At 75.3% G+C, this 17,170-nt stretch carries 15 protein-coding genes and 2 pseudogenes; 5 read left to right on the top strand and 12 right to left on the bottom strand.

Annotation, left to right across the window (positions count from 1 at the left end; all coding sequences use genetic code 11):
• Positions 1 to 9: 9 nt before the first annotated feature.
• Positions 10 to 486 carry a rhodanese-like domain-containing protein gene (locus ACFWR9_RS31365; protein WP_383847846.1) on the bottom strand — a complete coding sequence of 159 codons (477 nt, stop codon included), beginning with the start codon at positions 484 to 486 and terminating at the stop codon, positions 10 to 12.
• 141 nt (positions 487 to 627) lie between these two features.
• Here ACFWR9_RS31365 and ACFWR9_RS31360 point away from each other — a divergent pair, with 141 nt between their 5' ends.
• Positions 628 to 1,074, top strand: coding sequence for an Lrp/AsnC family transcriptional regulator (locus tag ACFWR9_RS31360; protein ID WP_383847843.1), 447 nt, complete (start codon positions 628 to 630; stop codon positions 1,072 to 1,074).
• A gap of 16 nt (positions 1,075 to 1,090) precedes the next feature.
• Here ACFWR9_RS31360 and ACFWR9_RS31355 read toward each other — a convergent pair whose 3' ends face one another.
• The 5 genes from ACFWR9_RS31355 to ACFWR9_RS31335 all read right to left on the bottom strand — a co-directional run bounded on the left by ACFWR9_RS31355 (position 1,091) and on the right by ACFWR9_RS31335 (position 7,476).
• Complete coding sequence (locus ACFWR9_RS31355) at positions 1,091 to 4,084, bottom strand: AAA family ATPase (RefSeq protein WP_383847841.1); 2,994 nt, start codon at positions 4,082 to 4,084, stop codon at positions 1,091 to 1,093.
• Complete coding sequence (locus tag ACFWR9_RS31350) at positions 4,081 to 5,244, bottom strand: exonuclease SbcCD subunit D (RefSeq protein WP_383847839.1); 1,164 nt, start codon at positions 5,242 to 5,244, stop codon at positions 4,081 to 4,083. Before ACFWR9_RS31350 ends, ACFWR9_RS31355 begins: the two co-directional genes overlap by 4 nt.
• A gap of 341 nt (positions 5,245 to 5,585) precedes the next feature.
• A complete protein-coding gene (locus tag ACFWR9_RS31345) occupies positions 5,586 to 6,212 on the bottom strand; it encodes a YigZ family protein (protein WP_383847837.1) in 627 nt (208 codons plus the stop codon).
• A 17-nt stretch (positions 6,213 to 6,229) separates the two neighbouring features.
• Positions 6,230 to 6,772, bottom strand: a complete 543-nt coding sequence (locus tag ACFWR9_RS31340) for a SixA phosphatase family protein (RefSeq protein ID WP_383847834.1) — start codon at positions 6,770 to 6,772, stop codon at positions 6,230 to 6,232.
• A complete protein-coding gene (locus ACFWR9_RS31335; protein WP_383847831.1) occupies positions 6,769 to 7,476 on the bottom strand; it encodes a hypothetical protein in 708 nt (235 codons plus the stop codon). Before ACFWR9_RS31335 ends, ACFWR9_RS31340 begins: the two co-directional genes overlap by 4 nt.
• Positions 7,477 to 7,625: 149 nt before the next feature.
• Here ACFWR9_RS31335 and ACFWR9_RS31330 point away from each other — a divergent pair.
• A pseudogene (locus ACFWR9_RS31330) lies at positions 7,626 to 8,030 on the top strand (CoA-binding protein); the annotation flags it as partial.
• A gap of 318 nt (positions 8,031 to 8,348) precedes the next feature.
• Here the strand turns inward: ACFWR9_RS31330 and ACFWR9_RS31325 are convergent.
• The 3 genes from ACFWR9_RS31325 to ACFWR9_RS31315 all read right to left on the bottom strand — a co-directional run bounded on the left by ACFWR9_RS31325 (position 8,349) and on the right by ACFWR9_RS31315 (position 12,621).
• Positions 8,349 to 9,683 (bottom strand): VWA-like domain-containing protein, encoded by a 1,335-nt coding sequence (locus ACFWR9_RS31325; protein ID WP_383847922.1) that lies wholly within the window; start codon positions 9,681 to 9,683, stop codon positions 8,349 to 8,351.
• A gap of 131 nt (positions 9,684 to 9,814) precedes the next feature.
• Complete coding sequence (locus ACFWR9_RS31320; protein WP_383847828.1) at positions 9,815 to 11,083, bottom strand: AAA family ATPase; 1,269 nt, start codon at positions 11,081 to 11,083, stop codon at positions 9,815 to 9,817.
• Between the two features lie 83 nt (positions 11,084 to 11,166).
• On the bottom strand, positions 11,167 to 12,621 hold the full coding sequence (locus ACFWR9_RS31315; RefSeq protein WP_383847826.1) for a hypothetical protein: 1,455 nt from the start codon (positions 12,619 to 12,621) through the stop codon (positions 11,167 to 11,169).
• A gap of 168 nt (positions 12,622 to 12,789) precedes the next feature.
• Here ACFWR9_RS31315 and ACFWR9_RS31310 point away from each other — a divergent pair, with 168 nt between their 5' ends.
• Positions 12,790 to 14,013 carry a 4-hydroxybenzoate 3-monooxygenase gene (locus ACFWR9_RS31310; RefSeq protein WP_383847824.1) on the top strand — a complete coding sequence of 408 codons (1,224 nt, stop codon included), beginning with the start codon at positions 12,790 to 12,792 and terminating at the stop codon, positions 14,011 to 14,013.
• 9 nt (positions 14,014 to 14,022) lie between these two features.
• On the opposite strand, the gene ACFWR9_RS31305 is transcribed toward ACFWR9_RS31310, so the two are convergent.
• Positions 14,023 to 14,382, bottom strand: coding sequence for an ArsR/SmtB family transcription factor (locus ACFWR9_RS31305; protein WP_383847821.1), 360 nt, complete (start codon positions 14,380 to 14,382; stop codon positions 14,023 to 14,025).
• Between the two features lie 83 nt (positions 14,383 to 14,465).
• Here ACFWR9_RS31305 and ACFWR9_RS31300 point away from each other — a divergent pair, with 83 nt between their 5' ends.
• A complete protein-coding gene (locus ACFWR9_RS31300) occupies positions 14,466 to 15,515 on the top strand; it encodes a cation diffusion facilitator family transporter (RefSeq protein ID WP_383847819.1) in 1,050 nt (349 codons plus the stop codon).
• Between the two features lie 4 nt (positions 15,516 to 15,519).
• On the opposite strand, the gene ACFWR9_RS31295 is transcribed toward ACFWR9_RS31300, so the two are convergent.
• Together ACFWR9_RS31295 and ACFWR9_RS31290 are read right to left on the bottom strand one after the other, a co-directional pair.
• A complete protein-coding gene (locus tag ACFWR9_RS31295) occupies positions 15,520 to 16,077 on the bottom strand; it encodes a YbaK/EbsC family protein (protein ID WP_383847816.1) in 558 nt (185 codons plus the stop codon).
• Between the two features lie 43 nt (positions 16,078 to 16,120).
• Entirely contained in the window at positions 16,121 to 16,693 is a 573-nt protein-coding gene (locus ACFWR9_RS31290; RefSeq protein ID WP_383847813.1) for a helix-turn-helix domain-containing protein, read from the bottom strand.
• Between the two features lie 142 nt (positions 16,694 to 16,835).
• Here ACFWR9_RS31290 and ACFWR9_RS31285 point away from each other — a divergent pair.
• Positions 16,836 to 17,170 (top strand): annotated as a pseudogene (locus ACFWR9_RS31285) (hypothetical protein); the annotation flags it as partial.

The following is a 17,170-nucleotide window of genomic DNA, read 5'->3' as shown; positions in this document are numbered from 1 at the left end:
ACACGCCGGTCAGCAGCCGCAGTCGTCCGCGTCCACCGGTACGGTCAGGGGGTCGGCGGCCGGGTGTTCGGTGCCCTGCCGGGTGTCGTAGGCGAACCCCTCGCGCACCCAGTACTCGAAGCCGCCGCGCATCTCCTTGACGGGGTAACCGAGTTCGGCGAGGGCGAGGGCCGCGCGGGTGGCGCCGTCGCAGGCGGGCCCCCAGCAGTACGTCACCACCGGCACGGCGGGGTCGAGGAGGCGCCCGGCCTGTCCGGGGACCTGCGCGGTGGGCAGGTGGACGGCGCCGGGTACGTGGCCCTGGTCCCAGGACTCGGTGGACCGGCAGTCCACGAGCACGAATCCGGGGCCGGCGCCGGCCGCCATCGCGGCGGCGACGTCGGAGACGTCGGTGTGGAAGGCGAGGCTCGCCCGGAAGTACGCGGCGGCCTCGGCGGGCGGCGCGGGGGCGACGCGCAGGACGGGGTTGACGGTGGTGACGCTCATGGTCGGGCATCTCCTCTATGGATCTTCCGGTCAGAAGATGGATCTTCCGGTCAGAAATCTACGGTCGGCCCGCCGCTCCCAGAAGGGGGATTCCCCGGCCCTTCGCTTGTCGCACCGGGGATTCCCTGCTATTCATCCCCCATGACCGCGCATTCCCCTGACGCCACCGACTGGCTCATCCTCGACGCCCTGCAGCGCGACGGGCGGGCCGGCTTCGCCGAGTTGGCCCGTGCCGTGTCGATGTCCGCGAGCGCGGTGGCCGAGCGGGTGCGGCGGCTGGAGGAGGCCGGGATCATCCGGGGGTACGCGGCGGTCGTCGACCCCGAGCGGCTGGGGCTGCCGATCCTGGCCTTCGTGCGGCTGCGCTATCCGGTCGCCAACTACAAGCCGTTCCACGACCTGGTCGCGGTCACCCCCGAGATCCTGGAGGCGCACCACGTCACCGGCGACGACTGCTTCGTCATCAAGGTCGCGGCCCGTTCGATGCGGCACCTGGAGGAGGTGTCCGGCCGGATCAGCGCCCTGGGGTCGGTCACCACGAGCGTCGTGTACTCCTCGCCGCTCCCCCGCCGCCCCCTGGGCCGCTGAGGTCCGCCGGGGCCGGTCAGCCGGCGCCCCGTTGGCGCAGCGCGGACCCCGACCGTCCCTTCACGACCTCCAGTTGGGCGTGGACCCGGCGCCGCAGGTCGGCGACGTGGCTGACGATGCCGACGCTGCGGTCCCGTTCGCGCAGGGAGTCGAGGACGTCGAGGACCTCGTCGAGGGTCTGGTCGTCGAGGCTGCCGAAGCCCTCGTCGATGAAGAGGGTGTCCAGGCGGACGCCGCCGGCCTCGTCCGTGACGACGTCGGCGAGGCCGAGCGCGAGGGCCAGCGAGGCGAAGAACGTCTCGCCGCCGGAGAGCGTGGCCGTGTCGCGCTCGCGGCCGGTCCAGGCGTCGACGACGTGCAGGCCGAGGCCGCTGCGGCCGCGGCCGGTGCGGTCGTCGGAGTGGACGAGGGTGTAGCGGCCGGCGGACATGCGGGTGAGCCGCGCCGTCGCGGCCGCGGCGACCTGTTCGAGGCGGGCGGCAAGGACGTAGGACTCCAGCCGCATCCGGCGGTCGTTGTCCGCCGAGGTGCCCGCGGCGAGTCCGGCCAGGCGGGCGACGCGGGTGTGCTCGTCGCGCAGCGGGGCGAGCCGGTGCACGGAGTCCGTGGACCGCGCGGAGAGCCGGTCCAGCTCGGCGCAGCGCCGGACGGCGGCGTCGTGGGCGGAGGACGCCTCGCGCAGGCGCCGGCCCGCGTCGGCGGCGGCGCGTTCGGCCGCGGCGGGGTCGGCGGGCGGGCGGCGGGCCGCGTCGGCGGTGTCGGCCTCGGCGAGGACCGCGCGGACGGCGGCTTCCTCCGCGTCCCGGGCGTCGAGCCTGCGTTGCAGCTCGCGGTGGGCGTCGTCGTCGAGCAGCGCGGCGGCGGCGTCCGCCGGGGTGTCGAAGCCGGCCCGGAAGGCGGCGTCGGCGAGGCGCGCGTCGGCGTCCTTGAGCCGCTGGGCGGCTTCCTCGGCGACGCGGGCGGTGTCGGCGGCGTCCGTGAGCAGGGCGGCCCGGCGCTCCAACTGCGCGGCCCGTGCCGTCACGCTCCCGGCGGCGCCGCGAGCCCGGGTCAACTCCTCCTCCAGCGTGACCTGTTCGCTCTCCAGCCGCTCCCGGCCCGCTACCCGGGAGGCGGACCGTACGGCGGCCTGCTGCTGGGCGGCGACGCGCTGCTCGCGCTCGTGCCCGGCGCGGCGCAGCTGTTCCCGTGCCGCGTGCAGCCGGGAGCCGACCGCGCGCACATGCTCGTACCCGCGCTCCAGTTCCTCCGCCTCCTCGGCCAGCCGGGCGGTGGGCGCGTCCCCGGCCTCGGCCGTGGCGGCGGCCAGCGCCTCGCGTACGGTGCCCAGGCGCCGTTCGGCGTCCGCGCGGCGCTCGTCGGCGTGCTGGTAGGCGGTGAGGGCCCGCTCCTCGGCCTCGCGGTCGACGTGTCCGTCGATCCGGCGGGCGGGGGCGGGGTGTTCGGTGGCACCGCAGACCGCGCAGGGCGCCCCGTCGGTGAGGCCGGCGGCGAGTTCGGCGGCGATGCCGTTCAGCCGCTGTTCCTTGAGGTCGAGCCAGTGGGCGCGGGCCGCGACGGCCGCTTCGGCCGAGTCGAGTGCCCGGCGCTGGGCCTCGTCGGTGTCGGCGGCGAACCGGTCGCGCTGCCGGGCCGCGTTCAGCCGCCGCCGCGCGGGGTCGCGTTGCACGGCGAGCTGTTCGGCGCGGGTCGCGGCCTCCTGGGCGTCGTCGACGTGTGTCTGGAGTCCGGTGCGGGTGGTCTCCCAGTCGGCGAGCCAGGTCTCCGCCTCGTGCCGGACATCGTCGTCGGCGCGTTCCTGACGGTCCAGGCCGGCCCGCTCCTCGACCAGTTCGGCGAGGCGCCGTTCGGCCCGGCGGGCCGACTCCAGGCCGCCCAGTTCCTCGGCGGCCCGGCGGGCGGCGGCGGCCAGTCCGGCGGGACCGGCGTCGGCGAGGGCGTCCGGCAGCACGGCACGCGCGCGTGCCTCCGCTGCCGCCGCCCGCCGGTGTTCGGCGTCCGCGGCGTCCCGCAACTCCAGTGCGGGTGCGACCGCTTCGGCCTTGCGGGACCGCTCCATGCGCTGCTGCGCGGCGCGGTGGGCCTCGGCCCGCTCCGTCAGCCGCCCGGCCCTCTCCCGTGCCTCGGCGAACCGGCGCTGCAACCGGTCCAGTTCCCGTACGTCGGCGAGGGCGCGGTCGGCGGCGGCGTGGGCGGACTCGGCGGCGATGAGCCCGCAGTCGGCGACGGTCAGCAGCTCGCGGGCCGTGGAGCGGGCGAGGGCGGCGGCGCCGAGGACGGTCTCGGCCAGGCCCGGCTCGCCCGGCGCCAGTTCCGGCAGTTCCATGGCGTCGCCGGCGGCCTGCTGCATCCGGTGGGCGTCGGCCAGGAGAGCGGCGTCGCCGTCCCGCACCCGGGCCTCCGTCGTCCGGCGCCGTTCGGCGAGGCGCTGCTCGACCTCGGCGAACCGCCGGGTGTCGAAGAGGCGGCCGAGCAGCTTGCCGCGGGCCTCCGCGTCGGCGCGCAGGAAGCGCGCGAAGTCGCCCTGGGGAAGCAGTACGACCTGGCAGAACTGCTCGCGGCTCATGCCGAGCAGCTGCGTGATCTCCTCGCCGATCTCCTGGTGGGAGCGGCTCAGGGCCTTCCAGGCCCCGGCTGTCGCGTCGTACTCGCGCAGCCAGGTCTGGGCCTTGTCGACGGTGGTGCCCTTGCCGCGCAGCTTCGGCCGCTGCCAGGGCGGCTGCCGGGTGATCTCAAGGCGCCGTCCGGCGACGGTGAGTTCGAGCCGGACCTCGGTGCGGGTGCCGGTCGCCGCGTGGTCGCTGCGCAGGGTCATGCCCTGGCCGCTCTGCCGGGCTCCGGGCACAGAGCCGTACAGCGCGTAGCAGACGGCGTCGAGGACGGACGTCTTGCCGGCGCCGGTGGGACCGTGCAGCAGGAAGATGCCGGCCGCGGACAGGTCGTCGAAGTCGACGCTCTGCGCGCCGCCGAAGGGGCCGAAGGCGGTGAGGTCCAGCCGGTGCAGCCTCACCGGGCCACCTCCTGCACGGTCTCGTCGGCGCGCACCGCGTCGAAGGCGTCCCGCAGCACGCCCTGTTCGTGGCCGTCGGGTCCGGCGCCGCGCACGTGTGCCACGAAGTCCTCGGCGATCTGCTGGTCGCTGCGGTCGGCGAGGCGCCGGGCGTAGGACACGCCGGGTTCGTCGGGGGCGCGCTCGGGGTCGAAGACGAGGCTGAGGGTGTGCGGGAAACGCTCCGTGAGCCGGGCCATGGGATCGTCCGGGCGGACCGGGTCGGTGAGGGTCGCCTCCACCCACGCCTCTTCGTGCGGGGCCAGCCCGGGGTCGGCGAGCAGGTCGTCCAGGGTGCCGCGCAGCCGGGCCAGCGCGCGCGGCACCGGGCAGTCGACGCGCTCGGCGGTGACCGTCCCGGCCGCGTCCAGGTCGACGAGCCACACGCTCTTGCGGTGCCGGTGCTCGGAGAAGGAGTACGGCAGCGGGGAGCCGGAGTAGCGGACGCGCCCGGTGAGGGTCTGGCAGCCGTGCAGGTGCCCGAGCGCCACGTAGTCGACGCCGTCGAAGACACCGGAGGGCACGGCGGCGACCCCGCCGACGGTGATGTCCCGCTCGCTGTCGCTCTGCTCGCCGCCGGTGACGAAGGCGTGCGCGAGGACGACGGAGCGGGTGCCGGTCGCGCGTGTGGCGAGGTCGGCCCGCACCCGGTCCATGGCGGCGGCGAGCACGGCCTCGTGGCCCGCCTTCTCCACTGCGAACTCCGCCTTCACCAGGGCCGGTTCGAGGTACGGCAGGCCGTAGAAGGCGACGTCCCCGTGGGCGTCCGGCAGCACCACCGGGGTGCCGCAGCCGGCCGGGTCGGTGCGCAGGTGGATGCCCGCGCGGTCGATGAGTCCGGCGCCGACGCCGAGGCGACGGGCCGAGTCGTGGTTTCCGGAGATCATCACGGTGGGCACGCCGAGGCCGGCGAGGCGGTGCAGAGCGTCGTCGAACAGCTCGACGGCGGCGAGCGGCGGCACCGCGCGGTCGTACACGTCACCCGACACGACCACGACGTCGACGGCGTGCTCGCGCACGGTCGCGACGAGGTGGCCGATGAACGCGGCCTGGGCGTCGAGCATGTTCACCCGGTGGAACGCACGGCCGAGATGCCAGTCGGAAGTGTGCAGAATTCTCACAGAATCGCCCCGACCCGCATATTTCCCCTCACTCCGCCCCGGAACCCGGCACGACTCCCGCCACCGGCACCGACCACGCTAACGCCCGCCGGCCCCTGATCCACCACGAACCTCAGTCTGTCACCCGCGCCCGGGCCGGGTGGGCTCGCCTACCAGGTCACTTTCTCCCCGTGGCGGTCCAGGAACCGCAGGCCGGGCGTGCCGGCGTGGGATTCGAGGACGTCGACCACGGCGGGGATGCTCTCCTCGGGCGCGAGCGGCGCCCCGGGGCCGCCGAGCCGGGTGCGGTTGTGGCCGGGGTCGAGGAGCGCGCCTTCGTCAATCAGCGGACGCCGCCGTGGTCATGCGTCCCCGTACGCCTCGCCGCCCAGTTCGAACCCGGCCGACCCGGCGGTGGCGTTCGCGAGCCAGGAGCGGAAGGTCTCCACGTCGGTCTCGGGCAGGCCGACCTCGATGGTGACCGCCTCGGCGTAGCGCACGTCGCGCACCGCGTGGCCCGCCGCGCGCAGGTCGTTCTGGAGCCGCCCGGCCCGCTGGTGGTCGACGGTCACCGTGGCCAGCCGGAACCGGCGCCGGGTGAGGGTGCCGAGTCCGTCCAGCGCCTCGCCGACCGCGCCCCCGTAGGCGCGGATGAGTCCGCCCGCGCCGAGTTTGACGCCGCCGTAGTAGCGCGTGACGACGGCGACGACGTACCGCATGTCACGGCGCAGCAGCATCTGGAGCATCGGGACGCCGGCCGTGCCGCCGGGCTCGCCGTCGTCGCTCGCCTTCTGGACGGCGGCGTCGGCCCCGATGACGTACGCCCAGCAGTTGTGGCTGGCGTCGGCGTGCTCCTTGCGTACGCCCGCGACGAACGCCTGGGCCTCCTCCTCGGTGGCGGCGGGGGCGAGGGCGCACAGGAAGCGGGAGCGGTTGATCTCGGTCTCGTGCACACCCGCGCGGGCGACCGTGCGGTACTCGTCCTGCATGCGGCCAGCCTATGCGTTCACTTCCGCCCGCCCCTCGGCACCGTCATCGCCGTCAGCAGGGCCGCGCCGGGGGCCAGCGCCCGCCAGGTGGTGCCGTGCCAGTCCAGTACGGCCACCGCCGACGTGGGGTACTTGGTCCGGACCCGGTCCAGCGCGTCGTCGAGGGCGTCGCCGGCCAGGGTGCCGATGAGGTCCTCCAGGCCGGGGTTGTGGCCGACCAGGAGCAGCGTCCCGACGTCGGCGGGCACCTCGCGCACGACGTCCAGCAGGTCCGGTACGCCGGCGGCGTACAGGCGCGGGTCGTGGTGCACCGGCGGTGGTGTGCCCCACTGGGCGGAGGCCAGTTCCCAGGTCTGCCGGGCGCGTACGGCGGTGGAGCACAGGGCGAGGTCGGGCAGCCAGTCGTGCTCCGCGAGGGCGCGTCCGGCGGCGGGGGCGTCGCGCAGTCCGCGCCGGGCGAGCGGGCGGTCGTGGTCGGCGACGCCCTCGGGGCGGGCCGACTTGGCGTGCCGCAGGACCACCAGGCGGCGCAGCGGGCCGGAGCCGGGGCGCGCGATCACGCGGGGGCTCCGAGGTCGCGGGTGAGGTGGAGGCCGAGGAACCGGTCGGCGTAGGCGCAGATCTCGAAGCGGGCTCCGTCCGGGAGGTCCGGATCGGCCTCCACGCGGTGCAGGACCCGCAGCACCCCGGGCGCGTCCAGGTCGTCCTCCCAGGCGGCCCGCAACCGGTCCCGCACCTCGCCCGGGACGGGGCGCGATGGCTGCCGCGCCCAGGCGGCGACCGCGCTCCGCCAGCGCGCGAGGGTGTCGCGGGCCTCGTCCAACGCGGTCGCGTCCAGCTCCACGCGCGCGTGGTGGTGCCGTTCCAGCAGGGCGAGACGCAGGGCGTCCGGGTCGGCCAGGTCGAGTTCGGCCGGGTGCACGGGAGCGACGGCGATCGTCGCTCCGTCCGGGACGGCCCCGCCTGCTCGCTGCACGTGCACGGTCTGGCCGGTGTCCGGTCCGGCGCCGCCGTCCTCGAAAGGCCGGATGCCCAGGGCCGCCGCGTGCTCCCGCAGCCCGCCGGGCTCCCGCGCGGCGGTCAGCAGTCCCCACGCGGGCGTGCCCGCGAGTTCCAGGGCGCGGATCAGGAGGTCGGCGACGAGCAGCACGCGCAGTGTGGTCGTGTCGCCCTCCGGCGCGTGCGCCACGACCCTCGTCGGGGCCCGTCGGGCGGGGGCGGCGGGGGTGGGCTCTCCGGTCCGGGCGTCGATGATGCGCAGCACGGGGTGAGCGTAGGCGGGGTGACGCGGTGACGCACAGGGGGCGCGCTCGCCGCTCCCGCGCCGCGCGGGGAATCTCGGCTCCCCGCACTCCGTTGACCCGACCGGGAGGCGCGACACGCGGGTCGCCCAGGAGCCGAAGGAGGCCGCCGGTGTACGGCGACGAGGCAGCAGTCCGCAAGATCCTCACCGAGCTGGGAGACACCTGGGCCGTGGTGGGCCTCTCGTCCAACCGGCAGCGCGCGGCGTACGGCGTCGCCGAGGTGCTTCAGCGCTTCGGCAAGCGTGTCGTGCCCGTGCATCCCAAGGCGGAGACGGTGCACGGCGAGCAGGGGTACGCCTCCCTCGCCGACATCCCCTTCGACGTGGACGTCGTCGACGTCTTCGTCAACAGCGACCTGGCCGGCCAGGTCGCCGACGAGGCGGTCGCGAAGGGCGCCGGGGCGGTGTGGTTCCAGCTCGGCGTGATCGACGAGGCGGCGTACGAACGGACCCGGGCCGCGGGCCTGGACATGGTCATGGACCGCTGCCCGGCCATCGAGATCCCACGACTGGGCCGACGCCGTTCGGCGGAACACCGGCCGGCGCCCGCGATCGCTCTCGGGCCGGCGGGGCCACCTGCGGTGCGCGGATCCACCGGCCCGGGCCAGGGTTGCCCTCCCGTGCCCGGGATCACCCGCAGGTGTCCGGGACGGCCCTGCGGTGTCCGGGACCAACGGGCCCTCGCCGGATCCACCGACTCGCGCCCGAGATCACCCTCCCGTACGCAGAGCACCCTCCCTCCCGCGCCCGGGACCACCGGCCCGCGCCCGGGACCACCGGCCCGCGCCCGGATCCACCGGCCCGCGACCATAATCCCCCTCCGTCGCTCGGGATCACCGACCTCCGCCCGGACCCGACTCGATGACCACCACGCGTGCCCAGTCGGGCGGTGCGTCCGGGACGTACTCGGGATCGTCCTCGTCGCTCGGCGCATGTTCCCTGGGGAACAGGCCCACCACGGTCCGGCACGGCGGCCGGGTGTCCGGCCAGGGTGTCTGTCCGTCGGTCAGGACGACGACCGCGTCCGGCGCCGGACGCGCCCGCAGCGCCTTGGCGAAGCCCGTGCGCAGGTCCGTACCGCCGCCGCCGACCAGCGGGATCCCCTCGGCCCGGCACAGGGTGTGCGCGACCCGGGCCACCGCGTCGCAGGGCACCACGCTGACCAGGTCGCGACGGCCTCCGACGGCGCGGGCGATCGCGGCGGCCTCCAGGAGCGCGCTGCCGAGTTCGGCGTCGCTGACCGACCCGGAGGTGTCGATGACCACGGCGACCCGGGGCGGTCTGCGCCGCAGGCTCGGCAGCACGACGCCGGGCGTGCCGGCCGAGCGCCGCGACGGCCTGCCGTACGTGTAGTCCTCGCCCGCGCCGCCAGAAGAGGTCGCCGAGCGGACCGCCGCCCCCAGCAACTCCCGCCAGGGCTGCGGCGGATGGAAGACCTCCTCCGCCCACCGCTGCCACCCCTTCGGCGCGCGGCCCGGCCGGGCGTTGATGCCGCGGGCCACCCGGAAGCGCACCGCGTCCCGTTCCTGTTCGCTGAGTCCGTCCGCGCCGTCCGGCCCGAGGTCCCACTCCCGTTCGAGGCCGTCGGCGCCGCTGCCACAGTCCAGCCAGGCCAGGCTCTCGGTGAGCCGCCCGAGCCGGAACTGGCGCAGGTAGTCCTCCATGAGCTGCCCGGCGGGCAGCCTCAGCAGCCACGGTTCGACCGCGCCCTCGGGGCGGACCAGGCCGTCGCCGAACACGTCGTCGTTGATCTCGCAGTCGGCGGCGATGTTCATCCGCAGCCGTTCCGCCGGGCCGTTCAGCCCGCGCTCGCGCGCGACCCGGTCACCGCGCCCGTGGTGGTCGCGCAGCAGGTGCGACACCTCGTGCACCCACACGCCGGCCAGTTCCTCCACGGGCGTCCGGTCCACGAAGACCGGCGAGACGTAGCACCGCCAGTACCGGTCGACGGCCATCGTCGGCACCCGTCGCGAGGGGACGACGTGCAGCGCGAACAAGGCGGTCGCCAGGTAGGGCCGCGCCCGTGCCGCTTGCAGCCGGGCGGCGAAGAGCTTGTCGAGGTCGAGCTCCACCGGAGGGTGCCCGGCCGGGGCGCCGTCGGGGGCGGAAGCGGAAGTCGTCGGGACGGCCGGAGCCGTGGCCGCGGTGGTCCCGTCGACGGTCGCCATGGCGCCCGGGGTCGAGACGGCGGGAGCCACACCGGCATCGGACGAAGTCGCGGTCGCCACACCGGCCGCGGACGAGGCGGCGGTCACCACACCCGCCGCCGACAACACCGCGTGATCCCCGGTGTCCCTGCTCATCGGCCCGCCTTCGTGCCGCCCGCGATCCGGCCCGCCGCGCGGTCCGCCGCGCGGTCGGCGCGGCGGGACAGGGACATGGCTCCGGCGAGCCGGTCGATGGACGCCGGCACATCCCAGTCCTGCCGGCGCAGCGCGGCGAGTGTGGTCGCCGGGACGACCACGACGTCCGGGGCGCCGGTCTCCATCGCCCGCGCCAGCAGCGCCCACGCCGCGTCCCAGCGGGACTTGGACGGCCGCTTGCGTACGGCGGCCACCACGCCGTCGAGCACGGCCTGCCGCAGATCACCCCGTTCGGGCAGCTCCGCCCCGGCGGGGTCGGCGAGCAGCGTCTCCGGGTCCGGGAGGTCCATGCGGTCCACGAACGCCATCAGCTCCAGCCCGGGGCCGTCTCCCACGGTGCCCCGCACGAGCAGCGAGAGCACCTCCTTGGAGGACCCCGCGGCGGTCGCGAAGGCGATCAGGCACAGGGTCATCTCCCAGCTCCGCGGCGACGGCCAGGCCCCGCCCCGGCGGGTCTCGCCGCTGGGCAGCCGGTGTACGAGGCCGGGGCGGGCGGTGAGGAACTCGCACACCGCGCGGCGGGCGTGACGCACGGCCTCGGCCAGCTTGTCCGGCGCCAGGCTCGGCAGCGTCGCCCGGGGCCAGGTCCCGCCGAGTCCGCGTACGACGACGTCGTGGTCGTGGGTCCACTGGAGGTGGACGAACCGGTTGGCCAGCGGCGGGCTCAGCTCCCAGCCGTCGGCCGCCGAGGACCGCGGGTTGGCGGCGGCCACGATGCGTACCCCGGGCGGCAGCCGCAGGGCGCCGATCCGCCGTTCGAGGACCAGGCGGAGCAGCGCGGCCTGGACGGCCGGCGGCGCGGTGGACAGCTCATCGAGGAACAGCAGTCCCCGGCCGGCCCGTACCAGCCGCACCGCCCAGTCCGGCGGGGCCATGGGAACGCCCTGTTCCGCGGGGTCGTCGCCGACGACGGGCAGCCCGGAGAAGTCGGACGGCTCGTGCACGCTGGCGATCACGGTGGTCAGCGGGAGGTCCAGGGCGGCGGCGAGCTGGGTGAGAGCGGCGGTCTTGCCTATCCCAGGCTCTCCCCAGAGCAGCACGGGCAGGTCGGCGGCCACGGCCAGGGTGAGGGACTCCAGTTGGGTGTCGGGCCTCGGCTCGGTGGTCGCGTCACGCAGGAGCGTCAGCAGTTCCCCGGCGACGTCGAGCTGCGAGGGCGCGGCGGCGAGGGGAGGGACGGAGGAAAGGGGGGCGTACGTCGTCATGTGTCATCACCTGAGGGTTGAGGGTCGGCGGTGGAGAGCGGGAGGGCGCCTTGCCGCCCGCAGGAACGGGCGACCCGGCGTGGTCAGCCGAAGGTGGCCTGGCGCGGGCGGAAGCGGCCCTCGCGGGGACGGTCGCGGTTCGGGCCGAAGCGTCCGACGGCGGGTTCGTCGAGGCCGGCGCGGAACATCCCGTGGGCGATCCGCCGTTCGGCGGCGGCCTCCAGTTCGTCCCGCAGGGCGCCCTCGCGCAGGCGTGCGCCGGGGCCGAGGAGGCTCTCGACGACGGCGAGGGCGCCGGCGGTGTCGCCGTGGTCCAGGCGTCCGCGGATGTCGGGGAGGCACTCCGGGCGGCGGTGCGCCTCGTCGATGACCTGGAGGCAGGGCAGCGGGGTTCCCGTCAGCGCGGCCAGCAGTTCTTCCCGGCGGATCTCGGCCGGATCGTGGTCCATCGCCGCGAGCACCCCGTCGACCAGGCCGATCCGGTGCCGGGCGCCCCGGCAGTCCACGACGCGTGGTCCCGCCGCAAGCGCCGGGCCCGGGGACGGGGGCGGGGGCGGGAAGGCCGGCCCGTGGTCCTCCGGGAGCAGCGCGGGGGCGACCAGGGGATGCAGCCGGCCCGCCCCGATCGCACCGGCGCGGACCAGTTCCAGGTCGGGTGGCACCCAGGTCGCCGCGTCGGGCAGTACCGGCAGCGCGGACAGGGCGCCGCCACGTGTGGGCGCCGTGCCGATCCGCAGGGCGGGAGCACCGGCGCCGTCGGCCACCGCGTCCGGGTCCGGGTCCAGGACGAGCCACCGCCCGGCAGCAATACGCACGACGACGCCGAGGGCACCAGTGCCCGTGCCGACCGGTGTCCGGCCCTCGGCGCGCAGCAGGAGGGCCGCCTCGGCCGCCCACCGGCCGACGGCGCAGGGTCGCATCGGCGGCTCCGTCGCGCCCGGCGGGCCCTGTCGAGAGGGCGGGTCGTCACCGGACGGCAGGTCGGCACCCGACCGGACCCGCAGTTCACCGGCCCGGCGCGCGTCCCACAGATGGCGGTGCAGGTCGAGCCGGAACCGGCGGCGGGGCCGGGAGTGCGGGTGCCGTGCGGCGCCGGCACCCGGGCCGTGGCCGTCCCACAGGGCCAGGCTGATCCGCTGGCCGCCCGCCGCCCAGGCGGGCGGGGTCCGCACCACGAGGTGCACCGCACCGGCGCCGTCGCGGCCCGCCCCGTCGTACCGGGCCAGGGTGCACGTGAGGCCCGGGCGCAGCAGCCCGTCCGGAGCGATTCTCGGCATGTGCCAGCGCAGCAGGTCGGGTGCGAGATGACGCAGGTCGGCCCGGACGCGGGCCGCGAGGTCGTGGCCGTGAACGCGGGCCACGGACCGCAGATCGAGGTCGACGTCGAAGGCCGCGGCAGCACACGCGCCCGCCCAGTCCCCGGCGCGGCGGCGGACGGTCGCGGTCTCGATCATGGCGGGCGGCACGGCGAACTCGCGCACGCGCCGCCAGAAGGAAAGGCGGGAGTCGGAGGCTCCGTTCGCGAAGTGAGTGAGCATCAGCACTCACCTTGCGCGGACGGGTCCCCCAATCTGCCTGGAGGAGGAGTAGTCATCGCGGGGAGCATAGCCACCGCAGGACCCGACCGGCCAGGGATTTTCCGGTACCCCGGGACGAAGGCCCCGCAGCCGTTCCCGAGGACGTCCGGGCACCCACATAATGTCCGCGTGACCGCACCTTCCCCCCACTCCAACTCATCCTCCGCGCAGCGCTTTTCGGTCGTCGTCGTGGGCGCCGGACCGGCCGGGCTCACCATCGGCAGCATCCTGCGCGCCGCGGGCGTCGACTGTCTGGTCCTGGAGACCGAGACCCGTGAGTTCATCGAACGGCGGCCCCGCGCGGGGGTCATCGAGGAATGGGCCGTACGCGGGCTGGAACGGCGGGGGCTGGCGCGGTCCCTGCTGGAGCGGGCGCAGACGCACACCGAGTGCGAGTTCCGGTTCGCCGGGGAGCGGTACCGGTTCGAGTACACCGGACTGACGGGGCAGCACCACTTCGTCTATCCGCAGCAGTTCCTGGTGACGGACCTGGTGCGCGAGTACGCGGACGTGCGCGGCGGGGAGATCCGGTTCGGCGTCCGGGACGTACGCCTGCACGAGCCGGAGTCCGACCGACCGTCGGTGTCGTACGTGTGCCGCGACTCCGGTGAACGCCGCTACGTTCAGGCGGACTTCGTGGCGGGCTGCGACGGGGCACGCGGAGTGACGCGGGCGTCGCTGCCCCCGGAGCGGGCCCGTCTCGCCCGGTACGACTACGGCGTCGGCTGGCTGGCGCTGCTCGCCGAGGCACCGCCGTCCTCGGACTGCGTCGTGTTCGGCATGCACCCGCGCGGCTTCGCCGGCCACATGCCCCGCAGCGCCGAGGTGACCCGCTACTACCTACAGTGCCCGCCGGGCGACAACCCGGAGAACTGGTCGCACGACCGGGTCTGGACCGAGCTGCGGGAGCGCCTGGGCGCGGCCGGCGCACCGCCGCTCCGGGAGGGGCGGCTGATCGAACGGCGCGTGCTGGACATGCACAGTTACGTCGTCGAACCCGTGGTCTTCGGGCGGCTCTTCCTGGCCGGGGACGCGGCGCACCTGACGGCGCCCATCGCCGCGAAGGGACTGAACCTCGCCCTGCACGACGCCTTCCTGCTCGGCGACGGGCTGGCTGCGCACTTGACGAAAGGCGACGACACCGGGCTGTCCGGGTACGCGCGGGCGTGCCTCGCCCGGGCCTGGGACTACCAGGAGTTCTCCCAGTGGCTGTCGGAGGTGTACCACGGCACGGCCTCGGGCGACCCCTACCGCGCGGGTGCCGCACTGGCCAGGCTGCGCCGCCTGTTCGACTCGCCGGTCGCGGCAGCGGAGTTCGCCGAGCGTTACCTGGGCGTCCGGACCGGCGGCTGAGGCTGCCGCTCAGTCGTGCAGCGGCCGGTCGCCGAGGCGGTGGTCGGCGACGTTCAGCGCCTCGTCCACCAGGCGGCGCAGATGCCCGTCCCGCAGCGCGTACACGACCCGGCGCCCCTCCTTGCGGGTGCTCACCAGCCCCGCGAGCCGCAGCCGGGCCAGATGCTGACTGACCGCGGGGCGGGCCGCGTCGCACACCTCGGTGAGGGTGGTGACGTCGGCCTCGCCGTCGGTCAGGGCGTGCAGCAGGGCCAGGCGGGTGCGGTCACCGAGCAGGGCGAGGAGTTCGGCGGCGAGCGCGAACTGCTCCTCGCCCGGTGTGCGCGGGTGCGCATCGTCCGCAGATGAAAGGTGCATGCGTGCGCTCATACGCACATAATGGCGCTGTGGGCGTCACACGTCCACCCACCGCACCGGACCACCGGACACCGGACCACCGGAAGGGGCACCCCGTGAGCGACCCGCACCGGCATCACCCCCACGACGCGCACGCGCACGACGGCCACCATCCCCCCGCAGGCAGATGGCACCGTCTCGCGCACCGGCTCACCCCGCACTCCCACGAGAGCGCCGACAAGGTGGACCCGGCCCTGGAGTCCTCGGCCCGCGGGCTGCGCGCCCTGTGGGTGTCGCTGGCGGTGCTGGGCACCACGGCGCTCGTCCAGGCGGCCGTGGTGGCCGTCTCCGGGTCGGTGGCGCTGCTCGGCGACACGGTGCACAACACCGCCGACGCGCTGACCGCCGTACCGCTCGGCATCGCCTTCGTCCTGGGCCGCCGCGCGGCGACCCGGCGCTTCACCTACGGCTACGGGCGGGCGGAGGACCTGGCCGGCATCGTGATCGTCCTGACGATCGCCGCGTCCGCGGTCCTCGCGGCCTGGACGGCGGTGGACCGGCTGCTCGACCCGCGTCCGATCACGCACGTCCCGGCGGTCGCCGTGGCCGCGCTGGTCGGCTTCGCGGGCAACGAGTGGGTGGCTCGCCACCGGATCCGGGTGGGCCGGGAGATCGGCTCGGCGGCGCTGGTCGCCGACGGGCTGCACGCGCGGACGGACGGCTACACGTCACTGGCCGTGCTGCTGGGCGCCGGCGGCGCGGCCCTGGGGTGGCAACTCGCCGACCCACTGGTGGGGCTGGCGATCACGGCCGCGATCACGCTGGTCCTGCGGGACGCGGCGCGCGAGGTGTTCCGGCGGCTGATGGACGCCGTCGATCCGGCGCTGGTGGACCGGGCCGAGCAGGTGCTGCGCGAGGTGCCCGGCGTGCGCGGGGTGGGTGAGCTGCGGCTGCGCTGGGTCGGGCACCGGCTGCGCGCCGAGGTCGCCCTGGTCGTGGACGGCGAGGCGACCGTCCGCCGGGCCCACGGCATCGCCGTCGAGGCCGAGCACGCCCTGTTGCACGCCGTGCCGCGGCTCACCGCCGCGCTGGTCCACGCCGACCCGGCACCGGTGCCGGGCGAGGCGGACCCGCATCTGGCGCTGGCCCACCACGCCCCGGGGTGAACGGTCAGGCGACGCCCAGCCCCTCCAGGACAACGGCGCCCGGCAGTTCGGCGAAGGCCTTGCCGGGCACCAGCAGCTTGCCGCGCCGGCGTCCGCTGCCGACGAGGACGTAGGGCAGGTCGACGACGGCCGAGTCCACCAGCACGGGCCAGTCGCCGGGCAAACCGACCGGAGTGATGCCGCCGTACTCCATGCCGGTCTCGCCGGTCGCGGTGTCCATCGGGGCGAAGGACGCCTTGCGGGCGCCGAGGTGACGGCGGACGACGCCGTTGACGTCGACGCGGGTGGTGGACAGGACCAGGCAGGCGGCGAGCGTCGCGCCACCCGAGCGCTTACCGGTGACCACCACGCAGTTCGCGGAGCGTTCGAGCAGGTCACGGCCGTAGTGCTCGACGAAGGTGGCGGTGTCGGCCCATTCCGGGTCGGTTTCGACGTAGACGATCTGCTCGGCGGGGACGCTGCCGCTCCAGTGGCGTACGGCGTCGGCGACCGGGCGGGTCAGTACGTCGAGGCAGTCCGGTGCGGGCGTGCCGCTGTCGAAGTTCCCGATGGGTGCGTGCATGGCCGCACGCTAACAACAGCGACCGGCGTCTGGGACGGCCGTCTCAGCGGACGGGCGGCACCGACACCGCCATGATCATCTCCATCGGCTCCGCACCTTCGTTGGCGTAGGTGTGCGGGGTGTCGGACTCGAAGGAGGCGCTGGCGCCGGCCGGGACACGGTGTGCCGCGCCGTCGACGGTGAGCGTCAGCTCCCCGGTCGTGACGTGCACCATCTCGACCGTGCCGGTGGGGTGCGGGTCGGAGGGGCTGCTCTCCCCCGGCATCAGCCGCCACTCCCACATCTCCAGCGGCCCGGGCGCCTCCACCCCGGCGAGCAGTCTGCTGAAGCTGCCGGCGTCGGTGTGCCAGAGGCGTACCGCCTGTTCGGCGGGGACGACGCGGACCTTGGGGCCCTGCTCCCAGTCCAGCAGGGTGGTGATGCTGATGCCGAGCGCGTCGCCGATCTTGACGACGGTGCCCAGGCTGGGGTTGGTGCGGGCCTGCTCGATCTGGATGAGCATGCCGCGGCTGACGCCCGCACGGGCGGCCAGTGCCTCCAGGGTGAAGCCTCGCTCGGTGCGCCAGCGCTTGACGTTGCGCGCGAGGGACTGGGTCAGCAGGTCGAGGTCCGCCACGTTCCGTCCATTGCCTTCATGAGTTCGTGCACCGTTTCGCACACCGCTTCGTGCATTATTTTGGATGACGCAGTGCAGTCCAGTGAACTATGGTCTGCTGCACCCGAAGGTTCACCGAACTGTACTGCGAGGCGACCGGATCATGACAGCGCTGTTCGCCCTGGCCACCAGCCTCCTGTGGGGCATGGCCGACTTCGGCGGCGGGGTGCTGACCCGGCGCACGCCCGCGCTCACGGTGGTCGTCGTCTCCCAGTCGGTCGCGGTCGCCGTCCTCGGCACCGTCGTGGCGGCGCCCGGCGCCCGGGGCGAGGCGGGCCCCCCCCCCAGGGTAGCGGTCGCCGCGGGGGGGGGGCGGGCCGGGGGGGTGCGCGGCAGCGGTTGGTGGGGGACCGACGGTTTGGGGTCGCGTTCGGCCAGCACCTCCCAGTTCGGCCACAGCGGCTCCTCCAGGAGCGGGCGGCGCGTCCGGTCCCAGGC

Origin of the sequence: Streptomyces sp. NPDC058534, from assembly GCF_042717365.1 — a bacterium.
Classification (GTDB): domain Bacteria; phylum Actinomycetota; class Actinomycetes; order Streptomycetales; family Streptomycetaceae; genus Streptomyces.
Note: the sequence above shows the minus strand (reverse complement) of the source record. Positions and strands in the feature narration are given on the sequence as shown.